The organism is Mycolicibacterium chubuense (genome assembly GCF_001044255.1).
GTDB lineage: Bacteria > Actinomycetota > Actinomycetes > Mycobacteriales > Mycobacteriaceae > Mycobacterium > Mycobacterium chubuense.
The window spans coordinates 150242-169316 of the sequence record NZ_JYNX01000025.1; the positions used below are offsets into that span (position 1 = coordinate 150242).

Below are 19075 nucleotides of genomic sequence, written 5' to 3' on the forward strand. Positions count from 1 at the left end.
CAGACTACGGCGTGACATGCGCTGTGGTCTCGCTCCCGGCCACACTCGCGGGTTCCCAGCCGGGCGGGCCGAAGATGTAGCCGAGTTTGTCCCGGAACCGCCGCGCGGCGCGCACGTCGCGGCCGATCGCGACGTACTCGCGCGTCTGCAGGCGCCAGATGTTGAACGTGTTCACCGGTTTGGTCAGCCCGTAGTGCGGCCGGAACACCTCGGGCTGGAAGGTGCCGAACATCCGGTCCCAGATGATCAGGATGCCGCCGTAGTTCTTGTCGAGGTAGATCTGGTCCATGCCGTGGTGCACCCGGTGATGCGAGGGGGTGTTGAACACGAACTCGACGGGCCGCGGCAGCGTGCCGATGCGCTCGGTGTGGATCCAGAACTGGTAGACGAGGCTGACCGAGAAGCTGAAGAACACCATCCACGGCGGAACGCCCAACAGCGGCAACGGGATCCACATCAGGATCTCGCCGCTGTTGTTCCATTTCTGGCGCAGCGCGGTCGCGAAGTTGAAGTACTGGCTGGAATGGTGGGCCTGGTGGGTGGCCCAGATCAGCCGGACGCGGTGGGCGATGCGGTGGTAGCAGTAGAACAGCAGGTCCACCCCGACGAGCGCGATCACCCACGTGTACCACTGGGTGGCCGACAGGTGCCACGGCGCCAGATAGGTGTAGATCGCCGCGTAGCCCAGCAGCGCCAGCAACTTCCACGCGCCCATCGTCGCGACCGACACCAGCCCCATCGAGATGCTGGCCCAGGAGTCACGCGTCAGATACGCGCCGGCGGCGGGCCGCCCCGGTTCCGGTGACTGTCCTTGCGCCACAACGTGTTCGAGCTTGCGGGCCGCGGTCCACTCGAGGATGAGCAGCAGCAGGAAGAACGGGATCGCGAACAGCACCGGGTCGCGCATCTGCGGGGGCAGCACGTCCAAGAAGTCCACGTCGCTCCCCCGTTCCTACCGGAAGCTCAGGATGTCGTCGCCCCAGGCGCGCCGCACCGGCCCGTCGAGGTCGTCGACCACGGAGTCCTGCCGGTCGATGACCAGCGTGGCGCGGTCGTCGGCGCCGTAGGGGCGCCACTGGGGCTCGCCGGCAGGCCCCGTCGGCACGCCGTCGCGCGCGAAGTTCGTCCAGCGTGCGCGCACCCGGCGCGACACCTGCTCGCCGGCCGCGCGGCCGCCGAGGGCGAACATCGGGTCCCGGCGCACCGCGCCCAGATTGCCCCAGACGAACGGCAACTCGGTGGCGTGCGCGGCGTGCAGGCGCAGCAGCCGCAGCATCGGGGTGGCGAAGTCGAAGCGGTAGAGATAGACCGGCGCGGAGGTGCGGTGACCGTCGGCGAACCAGATGGACGGCATCCGGAAGCCCAGGTCGCCTGCCAGGCCCAGTCCCTTGCCCTTGCGTCGGCCGCGGTAGATCCCCTCGAGCTCGCGCTGGGCGGGCAGCGAGAGCTCCGGCTGTTCGGCCGCGATCTCGGCGAACATCGCCCGGATGGACTCCGGTTTGATCGGCATCAGCGGCGACTTCATGTAGCGGAACAGGGCCGCCTCGTTGCGGTTGGTGCCGATGATCAGCGGCACCGGATGCGTCTGGCCGGCGCGCGCCAACCGCACCGGGTAGTCGGGGATGATGTCGCGGTCGACGATCGGCGCGAAGGCCAGCCGGCCCGGGGTCTGCACCGGCACCTCGTCGAACACGGTGCGGGACGCGGTCACGATCGCCTCGATGGGCAGGTCCGCCAGCCGGGACAGCTCGTCGCGGCCCACCCCGACGGCGTCGAGGAAGCGCGCGGCGATCCGGCTGGCCGGCTCCGCGTCGTAGGACGAGGTGACCGGGGAGCTCTGCGCGATCGCGGCGTGGAAAAGGCCCTTCGCCGCGGGACTGCCGAGCAACGTGGTCACCACGCCGGCGCCGGCCGATTCACCGAAGAGCGTGACCTGCCCGGGGTCACCGCCGAAGGCGGCGATGTTGTCGCGCACCCACTCCAGCGCGGCGAGCACGTCACGCAGGCCGACGTTGGTCGCGAACCGTTCGGAGTCCGCGCCCAGGGTGGCCAGCTCGAGGAAGCCCAGCGCGCCGAGCCGGTAGTTGACCGTCACCACGATGACGTCGCCGTCGGCGGCCAGCCGGCGGCCGTGGTAGAGCGGCTGGCTGGCCGAACCGAGGATGTAGGCGCCGCCGTGCACCCACACCATCACCGGCTTGCCGGCACCGGCTTCGGTGCCCGACGGCGCCCAGACGTTGAGACGCAGGAAGTCCTCGCCCTGCGGGGCGCCCAGGTCGATCGGGATACGGGGATCGGTGGGCTGGGGGCAGACCGGGCCGACGCGGGTGGCGTCGAACGGTTCGGTCCACGGCAACGGCGGCTGCGGCGCCCGCCAGCGCAGGTCACCGACAGGTGCGGCGGCGTAGCGGATCGCCTTCCACGAGGCGACCACCCCGTCGTCCACGCCGCGGACGGGTCCGTAGGTGGTGTCCACAATCGGCCGTCCACCCGCATTGCTGCGGGTCGTCGCCTCAGCGGTCATCGCTGGTCTCCTTCGATCGACAGCCGGTACGTAACTGTACCAGCGGCGTGCTCCGCCGAGATCGCCCCGACGGCGCGGCACGACAAAGATTCTCGCTGCTCACAACTCTCCCGCGCCGCGCCGCCCCCTCCCTACGGTGCCGCCATGACCGCCGACATCCTCGCCGCGACCCCCGGCGGGTCGACCGACACCACACCGCCGGTGCTGTCCACGCCGCGCGACGCCCTGGCCGCCGCCGACCGGGTCGCCGCCGCGATCGCACCGGGCAGCGCCGACCGTGAGCGCGCCGACGCCGTGCTGATCCCGCAGCTGCGCCTGGTGGCCGACGCCGGGCTGCTCGGCATCTCCGTTCCGGCGGAGCACGGCGGTCCCGGGCTGCCGGCGTCCACGGTCGTCGAGGTGCTGCGCCGGCTCTCGCGCGCCGACGGAGCCGTCGGGCAGCTGCTGCTGGCGCACTATGTCATCGCCCACAACATCGCCGGGCTGGGCGACCGGCAGCCGGCGCCGCGGATCTTCGCCGATCTGCTCGCCGGCGCCCAGCTCGGCAACGCGACCGCCGAGCGGGGCACCGCCCACGCGCTGGACCGCCGCACCACGGTGACGCGCCGCGACGGCGGCTGGGTGGCCAACGGCACCAAGTACTACGCGACGGGCGCGCTCGGCGCGGCGTGGATCGCGGTGTCGGCGCGGATCGCCGACCGGGATTCGGGAGACAGCGCCACGCTGTTCGTGCGGCCCGACCAGACCGGCGTCACGCTGAATCTGGACGAGTGGTCGGCGTTCGGGCAGCGCGGCACCCGCAGCGGCCGGGTGACGCTGCGCGACGTGACCGTCCCCGCCGACCTGGTGATCGACGAGGGGCCGCCGCCGCACCCGGTCGACGCGCCGCCCAGCGTGGCGGGCGCCTTCGATCAGGCGCTGCACGCCGCGATCGACATCGGCATCGCGCGGGCCGCCCTCGAGGACGGCGCGGAGTTCGTCCGCACCCGCTCACGGCCGTGGAAGGAGGCGCTCGACGCCGGCATCGACCGCGCCGACGAGGAGCCGCACATCGTGCGGCGGTTCGGCGAGTTCACCGCGCGGCTCTACGCGCTGGAGGCGCTGCTGGCGCGGGGCACCGCCCTGATCGACGAGGCGCTCGCCGCGCCGGAGGTCACCCGCGACGCCGCCGCCGAGGCGTCTCTGACCGTCGCGGCGGCCAAGGCGCTGGCCCAGCAGGACGGCGTCGAGATCGCCGGGGGCATCTTCGAGTTGGCGGGCACCTCGGCCACCGACGGCGCGGTCAACCTGGACCGGCACTGGCGCAACGTGCGGGTGCACTCGCTGCACGACCCGGCCCGGTGGAAATACGTGCACCTGGGCAACCACACGCTGCACGGCACCCGGCCCCCGCGGCTCGGGCTGGTGTACTGACCCCTACCGGCGCCGGCCGGCCAGCACCCCGCCCAACGCGATCAGGCTCACCCCGGCGATCACCACGCTGAGCAGCCCCACCCGCAGACTCGCCGCGTCGGCCACCACCCCCACGATCAGCGGCGCCCCGAGGAAGCCGACCCGCATCAGCCAGGTCAGGATCGTCAGCCCGGTACCGGCACGCAGGCCCGGCAGTTCGTCGGCGGCACGCATCGCGGCGGGCACCGCGGTGGCCACCCCCAGACCGGCCGCGGCGAAGCCCGCGATGCTGCCGGGCACCGACGGAAACGCCAGCGCCGCACCCATTCCGGCCGCGGTGACGACGCCGCCGGCACGCGCCACGGCCCGCTCACCGAACCGGTCGACGAGCCGGTCCCCGATGAGCCGCCCCACGCACATGCACCCCACCAGCGCGACGTAGCCCAGCGCGGCGACCGGCCCGGGCGCGCCGAGGCTGTCCCGCAGATACAGCCCCAGGTCGAGGACCCGCACCGAGTGGGTGAGCGCCCCGACGGCGAGGTAGTCCACGCCNCATCTCGCGGTCACCGATCCCGACGACCCGGCGAACTGGCCCCGGGTGCTCGACGTGTGGCGGGCCCGTGCAGCAGGAACGGGTAGGCCGCGGCGGCGACGCCACAGAACAGCACCGCGGAGCCGCCGAGGTGAATCGCTCGCGGCACGTGCGCGGCGATGGCGGCGGCCGCCATCAGACCGCCCGTCACGGCGCCCACCGCCCACACCGCGTGCAGCGAGTTGATGATCGACCGGCCGTACTGTCGTTGCAGCCGTAGGGCGTTGACGTTCTGGGCGACGTCGGTGATGGCGTCCGCGGCGCCGGCGAGGAACAGCGCGGCACCGAGGATCAGCGGCGCCGGAGCCGACGCGGCGATCACGATGAACAGGGCGAGCACCACGGTGGTGGCCAGCGACACCCGCGCGGAGTCGAACCGCCGGATCAGCGCCGCGGCCGCCGGCCCGGCGATCAGCGCGCCCGCGGAGAACGACGCGACCGCACCGCCGAGCATCGCGTTGGACAGACCCAGGTCGGTCTTGATCTCCGGCAGCCGGGGCAGCAGGTTGGCGAACAGCGCACCGTTGGTGAGGAAGACGGCGCCGATCGCGACGCGGGCCCGCCGGTCGCGCGCCTCGCCGCCGTCGAGCGGGTGTGGCGGCATGGTGCACCGACCCTACCGGGCCGCCGGCACCGTCGACGCGACGCGGCACCGGCGGTGAGGGCAAGATTGCGCCATGTCCGAGCAGGAGCGCACCGCGTCGCTGATCGATCTCGCCGCGCGGTACGGCGTGGCCACCGAGTACGACGACTGGACCGGCCGGCGGGTCACGGTGCCTGCCGCCACGCTGATTGCGGTCCTGGCCGCGCTCGGCGTGCCCGCGGCGACGGAGGAGCAGCGTGCCGACGCGCTCACCGCGCACGAACGCGCCCACTGGGAGCGCTCCCTGCCGGCGTCGATCGTCGCCCGCACCGGGGCCGCCACCCCGTTCTGGGTCCACGTGACGCACGGTGACCCGGTGGGCCTGTGGCTGCGACTGGAGGACGGCAGCGTGCGCACCGGGCTGCGTCAGCTCGAGAACAACCGTCCCCCTTACGATCTGGACGGCCGGCTGATCGGCGAGGCGACCTTCGAGCTGCCCGCCGATCTGCCGGTCGGCTATCACCGGCTGCACCTGCAGGTCGGCTCGTTCGACGCGGCGACGACGGTGATCGTGTCCCCGGCGCGGATCGCGCCGCCCGCGCGGCTGGGCCAGAGCCGGGCATGGGGACTGTCCACGCAGCTCTACAGCGTGCGATCGCAGAAGTCCTGGGGCGTGGGCGATCTGGCGGATCTGACCGATCTGGCGGTGTGGTCTGCGGCCCGGCACGGCGCCGGGTTCGTGCTGGTCAACCCGCTGCACGCGGCGGCTCCCACCGCCCCGATGGAGCCCTCGCCCTACCTGCCGACCTCGCGGCGCTTCGTCAACCCGCTCTATCTGCGGGTCGAGGCGGTGCCCGAGTACGCCTACCTGCGCCACCGCGGGCGGATCCGCAAGGCCCGCGCTCAGGTGCAGGCGAAGGCCGCGCGCTCGAAGCGCATCGACCGCGACGGGGTGTGGAAGGCCAAACGCGCAGCGCTGGAGAGCCTTTACCTGGTCGAGTTCTCGGCCGGCCGTGAGATCGCCTACCAGGCGTACTGCCGCCGCGAGGGCCGCAGCCTCGACGACTTCGCGACGTGGTGTGCACTCGCCGAGCAGCACGGCGCCGACTGGCACGGGTGGCCGGCCGAGCTGGCGCACCCGCGCAGTCCGGCGGTCGCCGAGTTCGCCGCCGCCCACGCCGCCGAGGTGGATTTCCACCGCTGGCTGCAGTGGCTGCTCGACGAGCAGCTGACCGCGGCGCAGGCCACCGCCCTGTCGGCGGGCATGGAGCTCGGCATCATGGCCGATCTCGCGGTCGGGGTGGATCCGGACGGCGCGGACGCCTGGGCGCTGCAGGACACGTTGGCGCTCGGGGTCACCGCCGGCGCCCCGCCCGACGAGTTCAACCAGCTCGGTCAGGACTGGTCGCAGCCGCCGTGGCGGCCCGACCGCCTCGCCGAGACCGCCTACGAACCCTTCCGGGCGCTCGTGCAGGCGGCGGTGCGGCACGCGGGCGGTGTGCGCATCGACCACATCATCGGGTTGTTCCGGCTGTGGTGGATCCCGAGGGGCGCATCGCCGACCGAGGGCACCTACGTCCGCTACGACCACGAGGCGATGATCGGCATCGTCGCGCTGGAGGCACACCGGGCCGGGGCGCTGGTCGTCGGCGAGGATCTCGGGACCGTCGAGCGCTGGGTACGTGACTATCTGCACGAGCGCGGTCTGTTCGGCACGTCGATCCTGTGGTTCGAAGCTGACCACGACGGTGCGCCGCTGCCCGCCGAGCGGTGGCGGGAGACCGCCCTGTCAGCGGTCACCACCCACGATCTGCCGCCGACCGCGGGCTATCTGGCCGGGGAACACGTCCGGCTGCGCGAGGAGCTGGGTCTGCTGGCCCGGCCCGCCGCCGAGGAACTGGCCACCGACCGTGCCCATCAGCGGGCCTGGATGTCCGAGTTGCGCCGCGCCGGGCTGCTGCCCGACAGCGACTCCGACCCCGACCCCGAAGACGTCGTGGTGGCCCTGCACCGGTATCTGGGCCGCACGCCGTCGCGCCTGCTGGCGATGTCGCTGGCCGACGCCGTCGGGGAGACGCGCACCCAGAACCAGCCGGGAACCACCGACGAGTACCCCAACTGGCGGGTTCCGCTGGCCGGTCCCGACGGGCGGCCGGTGCTGCTCGACGACGTGTTCGACGACCCCCGGGCGGCCGCGCTGTGCGAGGTGATGCGCGCGGCGGTCAGGCCCGCGGCGGGCTGAGTCGCAACCGTCCCTGTAACGCCGCGGGGCTGCGCAGCGGTTTCACATTCGTCACCGCTGCGATATGTTCGCACCGCGTCGCCGACCCGAGGAGAGAGTTGTCGTGAGAAAGCTCGTCGTGTTCAGCGGTGGCCTGGTGGCCGCCGGGACAATCGCCCTGGTCGGGGCCGGTGCTGCGCTGTCCCAGCCGGCCGGGGCGCCCAGCCCGTACAACGTGACCGGCGAGCAGTACGGCCGCGCGCTCGCGATCCTGAAGAGCCAGGGCATCAAGGCGTACTTCGGCGGCTCCCGCGGCAGCGTGCTGTCGCAGTCGTCCTGCCTGGTCGACCAGCAGAAGATGACCAGCGGCGGACGCATGCTGCTCTCGCTGGACTGCACGCAGGCCGCCGCCGACCAGATCAAGGCCCAGGGCCCCACCGGTGGACCCACCGTCGGCGCCAACGGGATCACCACGGTCACCCCCACGCCGGTCGTGCCGATCGCCGGCGCCCCGGGCGCGGGCGCGCCGATCGCCGGCGCGCCGCCGCAGATCGCCGGCGGACCGGCGATCCCCGGGCAGCCGCTCCCCGCCGGCTGACACCCTCAGCTATCCGGGACCAGCGTTCCCACTAACCGGGTCGGGCGTCGTAGACTCCCGTCATGCTGCGACCGCGCCGTTTCGCCGACGAGATCGATCCGGGCCCCGTGCAGATCCAGGCCCGCAAGGTGGCCTTCGACGTCACCGATGTGCCGTTGCACTGGATTCCCGACCACCCGGTCGCCTCGCACGTCGTCAGTGTGCTGAACCTCGTGCTGCCCGCCGGCGAACGCTGGTTCGTGCAGACATTCAACGAGGCGCTGCCGATGGTGCAGGATCCGAAGCTGGCCGACGACATCCGCGGGTTCATCGGCCAGGAGGCCACCCACGCCGATGTGCACGACGCGATCCTGCACGACTTCATGGTTGAGCGCGGCGTCGATCCGGCCCCGATACTCGCCCAGGTGGAGCACGTCTTCTCCCGGGTGCTGGCGCCGCTGGACTCCTCCGACCCCACCCGGCGGATGAACCACCTGTGCGACCGGCTGTGGCTGATCGCCGCGATCGAGCACTACACCGCGGTGATGGGCGACTTCGCGCTGAACTGCTCGTGGGACGAGCACGGCGCCGACCCCACGCTGACCGACCTGTTCCGCTGGCACGGCAGCGAGGAGGTCGAGCACCGCAGCGTCGCCCACGACGTCGCCGCGTACTTCCACGACAGCTACCTCGCGAGGATCCGCGCGATGACGTTGTCGGCCACGATGCTGTTCGTGTTCTTCCAGCGCACCGCCTGGTACCTGGTCAAGAACGATCCGGCAGTCGACGTCGGCTGGTGGGAGTTCAACCGGATGCGGATGCGCGACTCGAAGCTGGGCCTGCTGCCGCGCTACCGCCAGCTGTTCGGGTCGGGCACGCTGACCTACTTCCGACCGCGGTACTCCCCCGAGCAGTTCGGCTCCACCGCCCAGGCGGTGGCCTATCTGGCCACCTCGCCCGCGGCGCGCGCCGCGCACCTGTGATGCGGCTGCTGCCGTACTACCGGCAGACCCCGCCGAGCGCGTCGGGACGTACCCGGCACGACCCGGTGCTGGCGCTGGCCGGCGCCGGCATCTCCGGGCTGTTCGCCGCCTCGGCGCGCCGCCGGATCTCCCCGCCCGCGCGCCGCGACGACACCATCGCGCTGAGCGTGCTGCGGCGCCGCGTCGTGGCCCGCGACCAGGACGTCGTGGAGCTGACGCTGACCGCGGCCGGCGGCGGATCGCTGCCCCGCTGGTATCCGGGTGCTCACCTGGACCTGCACCTGCCCAGCGGTCTGGTCCGGCAGTACTCGCTGTGCGGTGATCCCTCGGACGCCGACGTCTACCGGATCGCGGTGCGGCGCATCCCCGCCGGCGGCGGCGGATCGGTCGAGGTGCACGACGCGCTCACCGAGGGCGCCGTCGTGCACACCCACGGCCCACGCAACGCGTTCCCGCTGACCGTGCCCGGTCACGGATCCCCGACGCGGCGGTTCCGCTTCATCGCCGGCGGCATCGGGATCACCCCGGTCCTGCCGATGCTGCGGGCCGCCCGCCGCCTCGGTGTGGACTGGTCGATGATCTACTCCGGCCGCAGCCGCGACAGCCTGCCGTACCTCGACGAGGTGGCCGCGCACGGCTCCGCCGTCCAGATCCGCACCGATGACGAGTTCGGGTTACCCAGTGCGGCAACTCTTCTCGGCGACTGCCCGTCGGACACCGCGGTGTATGCGTGCGGTCCGGCGCCGATGCTGAGCGCGGTGCGGGCGGCGCTGGTCGAGCGCGACGACGTCGAACTGCACTTCGAGCGCTTCGCCGCGCCGCCGGTGGTCGACGGCCGGGCGTTCGAAGTGACCGTGGCCTCGACCGGCGCGCCGGTCGCCGTGGCCGCCGACGAGACGCTGCTGGCCGCGCTGCGGCGGGCCGGGGTGCCGGCGCCGTACTCGTGCCGGCAGGGGTTCTGCGGGACGTGCCGTATCCGGGTGCTCGACGGTGCGGTCGAGCACCGCGACACGCTGCTCACCGATCCCGAACGCGCCGCCGGCCAGATGCTGACCTGCGTCTCCCGGGCCGCCGGCACCTCACGTCTGACTCTGGATCTGTAGCCACGTCGGTAGGATCCGCCCATGCCGTTGGCTCCGGGTGCGACATCACTGCCATGACCCTCGCAGTGGCCGACCGGCTCGCGCTCACCGACCTCGTGCATCTCTACGCATCGGCGGTGGATGACCGCCGGTTCGATGGCGTGCCCGAATTGTTCACCGCGACAGCCGAATTCCACCTGCCGGCACCGCCGGACATCCTCGAGCCGGTGCATGTGCACCACGGTCACGACGGTGTGCGCACCGCGTTGGCGGCGCTGGCCGCGGTCACCCGGACCGAGCATGCGATCGTCGGCGAGGTGTACGCCCCCGGGCGGCATCCCGACCACGCGCTCGGCCGGATCACGTGCATCGCCCACCACTGGACGGGTGACACCGACGTGGTGTGGCATCTGCGCTACGACGACGAGTATCTGAGGACCCGGTCCGGGTGGCGCATCAACGGCCGCGCGCTGACCGTCAACGCGATCGAGACCCGTCCGATCCGCCGACTGCGAGCTCCAGGCGGTCCAGCAGCGGGCGCTGGCCCTTCAGCAGCTTGGCGCGAGCCGCCTCCAGGTCGAACCACGCCACCCGGTCGATCTCCGGAAACTCCCTGAGCCGGCCCGACCGCGGCGGCCACTCCATCGTGAACGTGTTGCTGACGGCGCCGGAGACGTCGAGGTCACCGCGCACGGCGAACGCGGTGATGATCTTGCCACTTGGTTGGCGCAGCGGCGCGAGGTCGATGCGCGGACCCTCGGGCGGCGGGGTGCCGATCTCCTCGGTGAACTCCCGCCGCGCCGCCTCCCACGGGTCCTCCCCCTCGGCGTACTCGCCTTTCGGAATCGACCAGGCGCCTTCGTCTTTGCGCGCCCAGAACGGACCGCCGGGATGTCCGATCAGGACTTCCAGACCGGGGCCGTCGCCGCGGTAGAGCAGCAGGCCGGCGCTGAGCGTGGGCATGCGCGACGATAACCCGTGCGAGGATGGACGGCGATGACCCGTCCCGCGCGGTCCGTGCGCCGGTTCGACCCGTTCCGGCCGCTCGACATGCTCACCTCGCTGTGGTCGGCCACCGCGATGGTGCCGGTCAACAGCAGTGCCGCGGCTGCCTACCGGGCGCTGTTCGTGACCGTGCGCCGCCTGGTGATCGGCAGGCGCCTGACCGTGCGCCTGGACGACGGCGATCTGACGTTGACGGTGGCCCGGTTCGATTCCCGTCTCGACGTGCGGGGCCTGTCGGTCGGCCAGCTCAACGACGTCCGCCTGGTGGCCGGTGACATTCGTTGGCGAACAAGTGTTTTCGATACCGCCACGGTGGTGCTGCACAACGTCCACGTCCGGCCCGGAGCGCCCCCGGTGCTGGTGGCCGCTCCGGTGGAGCTCACGCTGGAGGTGCCGACGCCGGTGCTCGACGAGCTGTTCGGCCGCGCCGCGCCGCGGCTGGCCGGCGACGTCGGGGCCGACGGGGTGGCGCGCATCCGGTTCGCCCGGCGCCCGCGGCTGGGGCACCTCGAGATCGACGCCCGCGTCGACGGGTCGACGCTGTGGCTGCAGGCCCACACGGTGGCCGTCGGGACCACCCGCTGGCGGCTGCCGACCCGCACCCCGGCCTACCCGGTGCGGCTGCCCGAGTTGGCGCACGGCCTGACCCTGACCCGGGTGGAGTTCGCGCCGGGGGTGGTGCGGGTGTCCGGCACGCTGCCGCAGTGGCGCACCGAGCTGGACCGGAAACGCTTGGAGGACATCATCACCCAGCTCAGCGTCGGCGTGGCGCTCAACCTGACCAGGCTGGGCCGTTCGCGTTAGAGTCCCCTGCGTGGCTTCCTACGCCCGCTACGTCGCGCTCGGCGACAGCCAGACCGAGGGCCTGTGGGACGGCGACGACACCTCCGGTCTGCGGGGTTTCGCCGACCGTCTCGCCGAGAGGCTGGACGCGCTGTCCCCCGGGCTGCAGTACGCCAACCTGGCCGTGCGCGGGAACCAGATCCGCGATGTCCTCGACGCGCAGCTGCCTCACGCGCTCGCGATGGGTGCGGACCTGATCACCGTGTGCATCGGCATGAACGACATGACCCGGCCCGGCCGCGGTTTCGAGCAGGCGCTCGGCCAGCTCGACGAGCTGCATTCCCGGCTGGCGGATTCCGGGGCCACGGTGGTGACCACGACGTTCCCCGACCTGGCCCGGATCCTGCCGATCGGGCGGGTGCTGGGCCGGCGGGTGCTCGCGATCAACGAGGAGATCCGGTCCGCCGCCCGGCGGAACGGCTTTGCGCTGGTGGACCTCTACACGGCGCCGTCGATGACGCAGCCGGACACCTGGAGCCCGGACCGGGTGCACGGTTCGCCGCGGGGGCACGCGTTGTTCGCCGAGGCCGCGGCCGAAGCGCTCGGCCTGCCGGGCAGCAGCCACGCCTGGGCCACTGCGGACCCGCAGGCGCGGCCGCCGTCGCTGCGCTCGCGGACCTACTCGCAGCTGCTGTGGACGCAGAACATGCTGATGCCGTGGCTGTGGGATCACCTGCGCGGGCGGTCGGTGGGTGACGCGCGGGCGCCGCGCCGGCCGGTGCTCACCGACCTGGCGGGCTGATCCGCTCAGATGCCCGTCCACGTCGCGTCGAGTTCCGTCGCGACGTCGATGACCTTGGCCTTCTGCGACGCCGGGCTGTCGATCTCCCCGGCGACATGCGCGGCGATGAACCGCTTGATCTCGGCGTCCACGCCGCCGATGATGCGCACGACCTCGGCGCGAAGCGACTTCGACGTCACGTGGATCGCGATGTCGGCGGCCCGCGGCTTCTCGACGTCGATGATCAGTAGCAGCGGTTCGGCGGCCCGGGCCACCGCGCGCAACGAGATCTCGCCGAACACCATGAACTTCGGTTTGTCGATCCTCAGGTCGACGACCATGTCGATCTCCAGCGGGATCCGGATCCCGAACGTGATCTCGTCGGCCACCCGCCGGTTCACCCGCGGCGGCATGATCTGGACCTTGGCCGTCACCTTGGCCAGCTTGCCTGGCCCCTGGGCGATCGGACCGATCTCGAACGCATCGCCGGCGATCTGACCGATCGCATCGCCCACCCGCTCCTCGGTCACCGCGACCTCGAAGAACCGCCGGCCGAACTCTTCGTAGCTCATGTATGCGTCCGGAGCGCGGCCAGTGGTGTTCATGGTCCTGCTACGTTCTCACGTTCCCGGTGCCGGGCGCGACAACCCGGCCGTCCCGGCAGCTAAGCGATCTCCCCGAAGACCCGCAGCCGCGTCAGCGCGGCGCGGGTCTCACCACGCCGGCCGACCTCGCCGATCACGACACAGCGCCCCTCGTCGCGCTGGACCCTCGCGGCGACCGACCGTCCGGAGCGGATCAGCTTGTCCCACTGCCCACCCCCGAGCAGCCGCAGCAGATCCGAGGCGCTGCGGGGCTCGTCGTCGCCGGCGGTGATCGGCACGTCGCCGGTGAGCCGCCGGACACCGACCTCGTCGCCCCCGCACACGTCGTCGAGAAGCCGGGCGAACACCCCGGCGGCGCCGGTGCCGGTGCCGGCGAACCCGCGCAGGAAGCCCAGGCTGCCGGCGACGCCCTGATGGGTGACCATCGCGCGGCCCAGCGCCAGCCCGGCGGGCGCCGCGGCGACGCCGCCGCGCAGGAAGCGACGGATCATCGCCGGCAGTTCCCAGTACGCCGACAGCGCCGCGATCCGGAGGCCCTCCGCAGTGTCCTTCACGTCGTAGCGGATGAAGGTGGGCACCTCCATCGTCAGCGCCGCGGCCATCCGGATCTCAAGGGTGAGGTCCCGAATCACGGTGGCGCCGACGACGATGTCCGCCTCGGAACGGTGGCCGATCTCCCGGGGCCCGATGAAGGTGTCGAAGAAATGACCGATGGCCACGTGCCCCCGGTGGGGTGCGGAACCGACCGGATCCTCCACCCGCCCGTCGACGGTGAACAGCCCGACCCACCCGTCGCGGTCGTGTGCGGATGCCGCGGCGAGGGAGCGCCGGGCGGCCGAGAGCACGTCGGCGCGCGTGAAGGGCATACGGTTGCCTACCACCTCGGGCGGCGGGGAGTCGACTGCACCCGCCGCCGCGGGCACACTGGTGTCATCCGCTGTGCTGCGGGCACGGCTTCGCAAGGAGGAACGCCATGAGCGGTAACGGGCCTTTTGGCTTCGATCCCGAGGATTTCGACCGTGTGGTGCGTGAAGCCGGGGAGGGATTGCGCGACGCCCTCGGCAAGTTCATGACGACCTCGGGCGAGCGCGCCGGGTGGTCGGTGCTCTTCGACGACCTGGCCCGCGGTGGCCGGCCGCGCCGCCCGGAGACCACCGGGGAGACCGGCGACGGGGTGTGGACGATCTACACCGTCGACGAGTCCGGCGGCGCGCACATCGAGCAGGTGTTCCCCACCGAGCTGGACGCGCTGCGCGCGAACAAGAACAACACGGACCCCACACGCCGCGTCCGGTTCCTGCCCTACGGCATCGCGGTCAGCGTGCTCGACGCCGGCCAAACCAGCACCGAATCGGGCCAGGGCACGACCAACGAGTAGACGCTCCGGCGCCCATCGTCACCCCGGCCATTGACGTGACGTGGCCCGCACCGCCGGGAAAGCGGTGAGCAGCACCACATTCACTTGAGCTAATCTGTCGCCGAGTGAGAACTTATACGGGCTAAGTTAAGATCACCCAAACAACGGACACGAGGCCAGGGGTCAGATTGCGCGGCAAACGTCGAGGGCACGTGGGGAGACACGCGTCGTGATCAAAGTCGCCAGGAAGGTGTGGCTGCCGCTGCTCATCGTGTTCGTCGTGGTGGTCGCCGGGCTGACCGTTTCGCGGATCCGGACCTTCTTCGGTTCCGAGGGCATCATCGAGACGCCGCGCAACTTCGCCGATCTGCCCGAGCCGTTCGATCCGAAGGTGGTCCGCTACGAGATCACCGGCACCGGCAGCTACGCCAACATCAACTATCTCGACCTGGACGCCAAGCCGCAGCGCGTCGACAACGCCGCGCTTCCGTGGTCCCTGACGCTGAGCACCACCGAGCCGTCCGCGGCCCCGAACATCGTCGCCCAGGGTGACGGCAGCTCGATCACCTGCCGGATCCTCGTCGACGACGAGCTCAAGGACGAGCGCACGACCGACGGGCTCAATGCCCAGACCTTCTGCTTCGTGAAGTCGGCATGAGCACGCCGGTCCGAGACGCTGCCCCTGACGCTTCCCCGCCCCCTCGCCCGCCCCGGCCGATGATCCCCCGGCTGATCCGCACGCTGGCGCTGCCGATCGTGCTGGGCTGGATCGCGGTGATCGTCATCCTCAACACGGTGGTCCCGCAGTTGGAGACCGTGGGCCAGATGCGCGCGGTGTCGATGAGCCCGGATGACGCGCCGTCGCTGATCTCGATGAAGAAGGTCGGTGAGGCCTTCCGGGAGGGTGACTCCGACAGCTCGGTGATGATCGTCTTCGAGGGTGACAAACCCCTCGGCGACGACGCGCACGCCTGGTACGACCAGCTGGTCACAAAGCTCGAGACCGATGACAAGCACGTGCAGTCGGTGCAGGACTTCTGGAGCGACCCGCTCACCGCGGCCGGCTCCACCAGCAACGACGGCAAGGCCGCCTACGTCCAGGTGAAGCTCGCCGGAAACCAGGGCGAAACCCTGGCCAACGAGTCGGTGGAGGCCGTCCAGAAGCTCGTCGCCGAGGTGCCGCCGCCGCCGGGCGTGAAGGCCTACGTCACCGGTCCGGCCGCGCTGGCCGCCGACCAGCACATCGCCAGCGACCGCAGCATGACGCTCATCGAGGCGGCGACGTTCACGGTCATCATCATCATGCTGCTGCTGGTCTACCGCTCGATCGTCACGGTGTTGATCACGCTCGTCATGGTGGTGCTGTCGCTGGCCACCGCGCGCGGGCTCGTCGCGTTCCTGGGCTACCACGAGATCATCGGGCTCTCGACGTTCGCCACGAACCTGCTGGTGACGTTGGCCATCGCCGCGGCGACCGACTACGCGATCTTCCTGATCGGCCGCTATCAAGAGGCGCGCAGTCTCGGCGAGGACAAAGAGGCCGCGTTCTACACGATGTTCCACGGCACCGCGCACGTCGTGCTGGGTTCGGGTCTGACGATCGCGGGTGCGACGTTCTGCCTGAGCTTCACCCGGCTGCCGTACTTCCAGACCCTCGGTGTGCCGCTGGCCATCGGCATGGTCGTGGTGGTGCTGGCCGGCGTCGTGCTGATGGTGGCGATCATCTCGCTGGCCACCCGCTTCGGACTGTTGGAACCCAAGCGCGCGATGCGGATTCGCGGGTGGCGCAAGATCGGCGCCGCGATCGTCCGCTGGCCCGGGCCGATCCTGGTGGGCACCATCGCGCTGTCGCTGGTCGGCCTGCTGACGCTGCCCGGTTACCAGACCAACTACAACGACCGGAACTACCTGCCGGCCGACCTGCCGGCCAACGAGGGTTACGCCGTCGCCGACCGGCACTTCTCGCAGGCCCGGATGAACCCGGAACTGCTGATGGTCGAGAGCGACCATGACATGCGCAACTCGGCGGACTTCCTGGTGATCGACAAGATCGCCAAGGCCTTGTTCCGGGTCGAGGGCATCGCGCGCGTACAGGCCATCACCCGTCCGGACGGCAAGCCGATCAAGCACACGTCGATCCCGTTCCAGATGAGCATGCAGGGCACCACCCAGCGGCTCAACGAGAAGTACATGCAGGACCGGATGGCCGACATGCTGGTGCAGGCCGGTGAGATGGACAAGACCATCGCCACGATGGAGAAGATGGCCGGCCTGACCAAGCAGATGTCGGAGATCACCCACGCGATGGTCACGAAGATGGACGCCATGGTCGTCGACATCGAGGCGCTGCGCGACAGCATCGCCAACTTCGACGACTTCTTCCGGCCCATCCGCAACTACTTCTACTGGGAACCGCACTGCTACGACATCCCGGTCTGCTGGGCGATCCGGTCGGTGTTCGACACCCTCGACGGCATCAACGTGATGACCGACGACTTCAAAGAGATCATCCCGGAGATGAAGCGGCTGGACAGCCTGATGCCGCAGATGGTGGCACTCATGCCCGAGATGATCTCCACGATGAAGGTCATGAAGACCATGATGCTGACGATGTATCAGACCCAGAAGGGTCAGCAGGATCAGATGGCGGCCATGCAAGAGGACTCGGACGCCATGGGGGACGCGTTCGACAACTCGATGAACGACGACTCGTTCTATCTGCCGCCGGAGATCTTCGACAACAAGGACTTTCAGCGCGGGCTCGAGCAGTTCCTCTCCCCCGACGGCAAGTCCGTGCGGTTCATCATCGCCCACGAGGGCGACCCGCTGACCGCCGACGGCATCGCCCGGATCGACAAGATCAAGAACGCGGCCAAGGAGGCGATCAAGGGCACCCCCTTGGAGGGCTCGAAGGTCTACCTCGGCGGCACCGCGGCGACGTTCAAGGACATGAAGGACGGCAACAACTACGACCTGCTGATCGCCGGCATCGCCGCGCTCGCGCTGATCTTCATCATCATGCTGATCCTCACCCGGGCCGTGGTGGCGTCGGCCGTCATCGTCGGCACGGTGGTGATGTCGCTGGGCGCCTCGTTCGGACTGTCGGTGCTGTTCTGGCAGCACATCCTGGGCCAGCCGCTGCACTGGATGGTGCTCGCGATGGCGGTGATCATCCTGCTGGCGGTCGGCGCGGACTACAACCTGCTGCTGGTGTCGCGCCTCAAGGAGGAGATCCACGCCGGCATCGGCACCGGCATCATCCGGGCCATGGGCGGCAGCGGTTCGGTCGTCACGGCCGCAGGTCTGGTGTTCGCGCTTACGATGATGTCGATGGCGGTCAGCGAGCTGACCGTGATCGGGCAGGTCGGTACGACGATCGGTCTGGGTCTGCTGTTCGACACGCTCGTGATCCGTGCGTTCATGACACCGTCGATCGCCGCGCTGATGGGTCCGTGGTTCTGGTGGCCGCAACGGGTGCGCAGGCGGCCCATTCCGGAGCCGTGGCCGCGGCCCGGTGGTCTACAGTCCGATCCGGCAGAGGGAGTGAGAGCATGAAGCGGATTCTGATGGGGATCGCCGCGGCGGCCTTGACGGTGGGGGCGCTGGGCACCGCCGCGCCCGCGGTGGCCGACCCGGACACCGACTTCGCCAACGAGCTGCACACCTACGGGATCTACGGGCAGAAGGACTACAACGCCTGGATCGGCAAGATCATGTGCAAGCGCGTGTACACCGGGGTGGACCCAGACGTGTTCGCGACCGCGCGGTTCGTGCACAACCAGCTGGAGAAGGACACCACGACCGACCAGGCGTACCAGTTCGTCGCCGCCGGTCTGCGCACCTACTGCCCCGAGAAGCTGCCGATCCTCGACGCGGCGGCCGACCGCCCGGCCGGCTGACCGTGCCGTCCGCCACCCGAAGGCGGTTCAACGAGGCGGTCACCGGATTCTGGAGCCTCGCGGCTCCGGTCTACGACACCGCTGTCGTCCAGCGCTGGGTGTACCGCCCGGCCCAGGACGAGGTGATCGCCGCACTCACCGCGCACGGATCTCGGCGCGTCGCCGACATCGGTTGCGGCACAGGCATTCTCGCTGACCGGATCGCCCGCGAGGTGCACCCCGACGCGGTGTACGGGGTCGACCTGTCCGAGGGGATGCTGGCGCAGGCCGCGCAGCGGTCGGCGACGGTGACGTGGTTGACCGCGCCAGCCGAGGCGCTGCCGTTCGACGACGGCAGCCTCGACGCGGTGGTCAGCACGTCGGCGTTCCACTGGTTCAACCAGCCCGCGGCGCTGCGCGAGTTCCACCGCGTGCTGGCGCCCGGGGGCATCGCCGCGGTGGCGACGCTGAGCCCGCGCCGGTACGTGCCCGAGCAGATGCTGGCGGCAGTGCGGTTGCCGGCCTACGACGCCCCGTCCCCGGCAACGATGCGCGCGATGTTCACCGACGCCGGCTTCACCGTCGAAGATCAGCACCGGGTGCGGCGTCCGCTGTGGACGCAGGTGCTGTCCGACCTCATCACGATCGGCGTGAAACCCACCCCCACAGCCTGATTCATCCCCAAAGCCGGATCCATCCCCAGGCGCGCGCG

The 19075-nt window shown here is 70.9% G+C and carries 18 protein-coding genes and 2 pseudogenes; 13 read left to right on the forward strand and 7 right to left on the reverse strand.

Features of this window, described 5'->3' with window-relative positions:
* Nucleotides 1–4: 4 nt before the first annotated feature.
* Both MCHUDSM44219_RS06915 and MCHUDSM44219_RS06920 read right to left on the reverse strand, forming a co-directional pair.
* Nucleotides 5–907, reverse strand: coding sequence for a sterol desaturase family protein (locus MCHUDSM44219_RS06915; protein WP_082162086.1), 903 nt, complete (start codon nucleotides 905–907; stop codon nucleotides 5–7).
* 45 nt (nucleotides 908–952) lie between these two features.
* On the reverse strand, nucleotides 953–2524 hold the full coding sequence (locus MCHUDSM44219_RS06920) for a carboxylesterase/lipase family protein (protein ID WP_048417494.1): 1572 nt from the start codon (nucleotides 2522–2524) through the stop codon (nucleotides 953–955).
* Nucleotides 2525–2668: 144 nt separating this feature from the next.
* Between MCHUDSM44219_RS06920 and MCHUDSM44219_RS06925 the strand changes: the two genes are divergently transcribed.
* Nucleotides 2669–3937, forward strand: a complete 1269-nt coding sequence (locus tag MCHUDSM44219_RS06925) for an acyl-CoA dehydrogenase family protein (protein ID WP_048417495.1) — start codon at nucleotides 2669–2671, stop codon at nucleotides 3935–3937.
* Nucleotides 3938–3940: 3 nt separating this feature from the next.
* Here the strand turns inward: MCHUDSM44219_RS06925 and MCHUDSM44219_RS30765 are convergent.
* Both MCHUDSM44219_RS30765 and MCHUDSM44219_RS30770 read right to left on the reverse strand, forming a co-directional pair.
* On the reverse strand, nucleotides 3941–4468 hold a 528-nt coding region (locus MCHUDSM44219_RS30765), incomplete at its 5' end, for an MFS transporter (protein ID WP_236695380.1).
* Between the two features lie 128 nt (nucleotides 4469–4596).
* Nucleotides 4597–5112 (reverse strand): annotated as a pseudogene (locus MCHUDSM44219_RS30770) (MFS transporter); the annotation flags it as partial.
* Between the two features lie 73 nt (nucleotides 5113–5185).
* On the opposite strand from MCHUDSM44219_RS30770, the gene malQ reads away from it, so the two are divergent.
* From malQ to MCHUDSM44219_RS30775, 5 genes and pseudogenes are all read left to right on the forward strand, one after another.
* A complete protein-coding gene (gene malQ, locus MCHUDSM44219_RS06935) occupies nucleotides 5186–7333 on the forward strand; it encodes a 4-alpha-glucanotransferase (protein WP_048417496.1) in 2148 nt (715 codons plus the stop codon).
* Between the two features lie 103 nt (nucleotides 7334–7436).
* A complete protein-coding gene (locus tag MCHUDSM44219_RS06940) occupies nucleotides 7437–7910 on the forward strand; it encodes a hypothetical protein (RefSeq protein ID WP_048417497.1) in 474 nt (157 codons plus the stop codon).
* A gap of 62 nt (nucleotides 7911–7972) precedes the next feature.
* Nucleotides 7973–8872 (forward strand): metal-dependent hydrolase, encoded by a 900-nt coding sequence (locus tag MCHUDSM44219_RS06945; protein ID WP_048417498.1) that lies wholly within the window; start codon nucleotides 7973–7975, stop codon nucleotides 8870–8872.
* Nucleotides 8872–9975: a PDR/VanB family oxidoreductase gene (locus MCHUDSM44219_RS06950; protein WP_048417499.1), complete on the forward strand. Its 1104-nt coding sequence runs from the start codon at nucleotides 8872–8874 to the stop codon at nucleotides 9973–9975. Before MCHUDSM44219_RS06945 ends, MCHUDSM44219_RS06950 begins: the two co-directional genes overlap by 1 nt.
* A gap of 53 nt (nucleotides 9976–10028) precedes the next feature.
* Nucleotides 10029–10409, forward strand: a pseudogene (locus MCHUDSM44219_RS30775) (nuclear transport factor 2 family protein); the annotation flags it as partial.
* A gap of 22 nt (nucleotides 10410–10431) precedes the next feature.
* Here MCHUDSM44219_RS30775 and MCHUDSM44219_RS06955 read toward each other — a convergent pair.
* Nucleotides 10432–10917 carry an NUDIX hydrolase gene (locus MCHUDSM44219_RS06955; RefSeq protein ID WP_048417500.1) on the reverse strand — a complete coding sequence of 162 codons (486 nt, stop codon included), beginning with the start codon at nucleotides 10915–10917 and terminating at the stop codon, nucleotides 10432–10434.
* A 33-nt stretch (nucleotides 10918–10950) separates the two neighbouring features.
* Between MCHUDSM44219_RS06955 and MCHUDSM44219_RS06960 the strand changes: the two genes are divergently transcribed.
* Both MCHUDSM44219_RS06960 and MCHUDSM44219_RS06965 read left to right on the forward strand, forming a co-directional pair.
* Complete coding sequence (locus tag MCHUDSM44219_RS06960; RefSeq protein ID WP_048417501.1) at nucleotides 10951–11763, forward strand: hypothetical protein; 813 nt, start codon at nucleotides 10951–10953, stop codon at nucleotides 11761–11763.
* 10 nt (nucleotides 11764–11773) lie between these two features.
* Entirely contained in the window at nucleotides 11774–12544 is a 771-nt protein-coding gene (locus tag MCHUDSM44219_RS06965; protein WP_048417502.1) for an SGNH/GDSL hydrolase family protein, read from the forward strand.
* Nucleotides 12545–12549: 5 nt separating this feature from the next.
* Here the strand turns inward: MCHUDSM44219_RS06965 and MCHUDSM44219_RS06970 are convergent, their stop codons facing one another.
* Together MCHUDSM44219_RS06970 and MCHUDSM44219_RS06975 are read right to left on the reverse strand one after the other, a co-directional pair.
* Nucleotides 12550–13128: a hypothetical protein gene (locus MCHUDSM44219_RS06970; RefSeq protein WP_048417503.1), complete on the reverse strand. Its 579-nt coding sequence runs from the start codon at nucleotides 13126–13128 to the stop codon at nucleotides 12550–12552.
* A gap of 59 nt (nucleotides 13129–13187) precedes the next feature.
* Nucleotides 13188–13994 (reverse strand): nuclear transport factor 2 family protein, encoded by an 807-nt coding sequence (locus tag MCHUDSM44219_RS06975; RefSeq protein WP_048417504.1) that lies wholly within the window; start codon nucleotides 13992–13994, stop codon nucleotides 13188–13190.
* Nucleotides 13995–14101: 107 nt separating this feature from the next.
* Here MCHUDSM44219_RS06975 and MCHUDSM44219_RS06980 point away from each other — a divergent pair, with 107 nt between their 5' ends.
* From MCHUDSM44219_RS06980 to MCHUDSM44219_RS07000, 5 genes are all read left to right on the forward strand, one after another.
* Nucleotides 14102–14506, forward strand: a complete 405-nt coding sequence (locus MCHUDSM44219_RS06980; protein WP_048417505.1) for an Rv0313 family protein — start codon at nucleotides 14102–14104, stop codon at nucleotides 14504–14506.
* A 208-nt stretch (nucleotides 14507–14714) separates the two neighbouring features.
* The gene (locus MCHUDSM44219_RS06985; RefSeq protein WP_048417506.1) at nucleotides 14715–15143 is read left to right on the forward strand and encodes an MmpS family transport accessory protein; all 429 of its coding nucleotides are present in this window, start codon (nucleotides 14715–14717) and stop codon (nucleotides 15141–15143) included.
* Nucleotides 15140–18040, forward strand: a complete 2901-nt coding sequence (locus MCHUDSM44219_RS06990; protein ID WP_048417507.1) for an MMPL/RND family transporter — start codon at nucleotides 15140–15142, stop codon at nucleotides 18038–18040. Before MCHUDSM44219_RS06985 ends, MCHUDSM44219_RS06990 begins: the two co-directional genes overlap by 4 nt.
* Entirely contained in the window at nucleotides 18037–18384 is a 348-nt protein-coding gene (locus MCHUDSM44219_RS06995) for a DUF732 domain-containing protein (RefSeq protein WP_048417508.1), read from the forward strand. The genes MCHUDSM44219_RS06990 and MCHUDSM44219_RS06995 overlap by 4 nt, the downstream gene beginning before the upstream one ends.
* Nucleotides 18385–18386: 2 nt before the next feature.
* On the forward strand, nucleotides 18387–19037 hold the full coding sequence (locus MCHUDSM44219_RS07000; RefSeq protein ID WP_082162084.1) for a class I SAM-dependent methyltransferase: 651 nt from the start codon (nucleotides 18387–18389) through the stop codon (nucleotides 19035–19037).
* Nucleotides 19038–19075 lie beyond the last annotated feature (38 nt).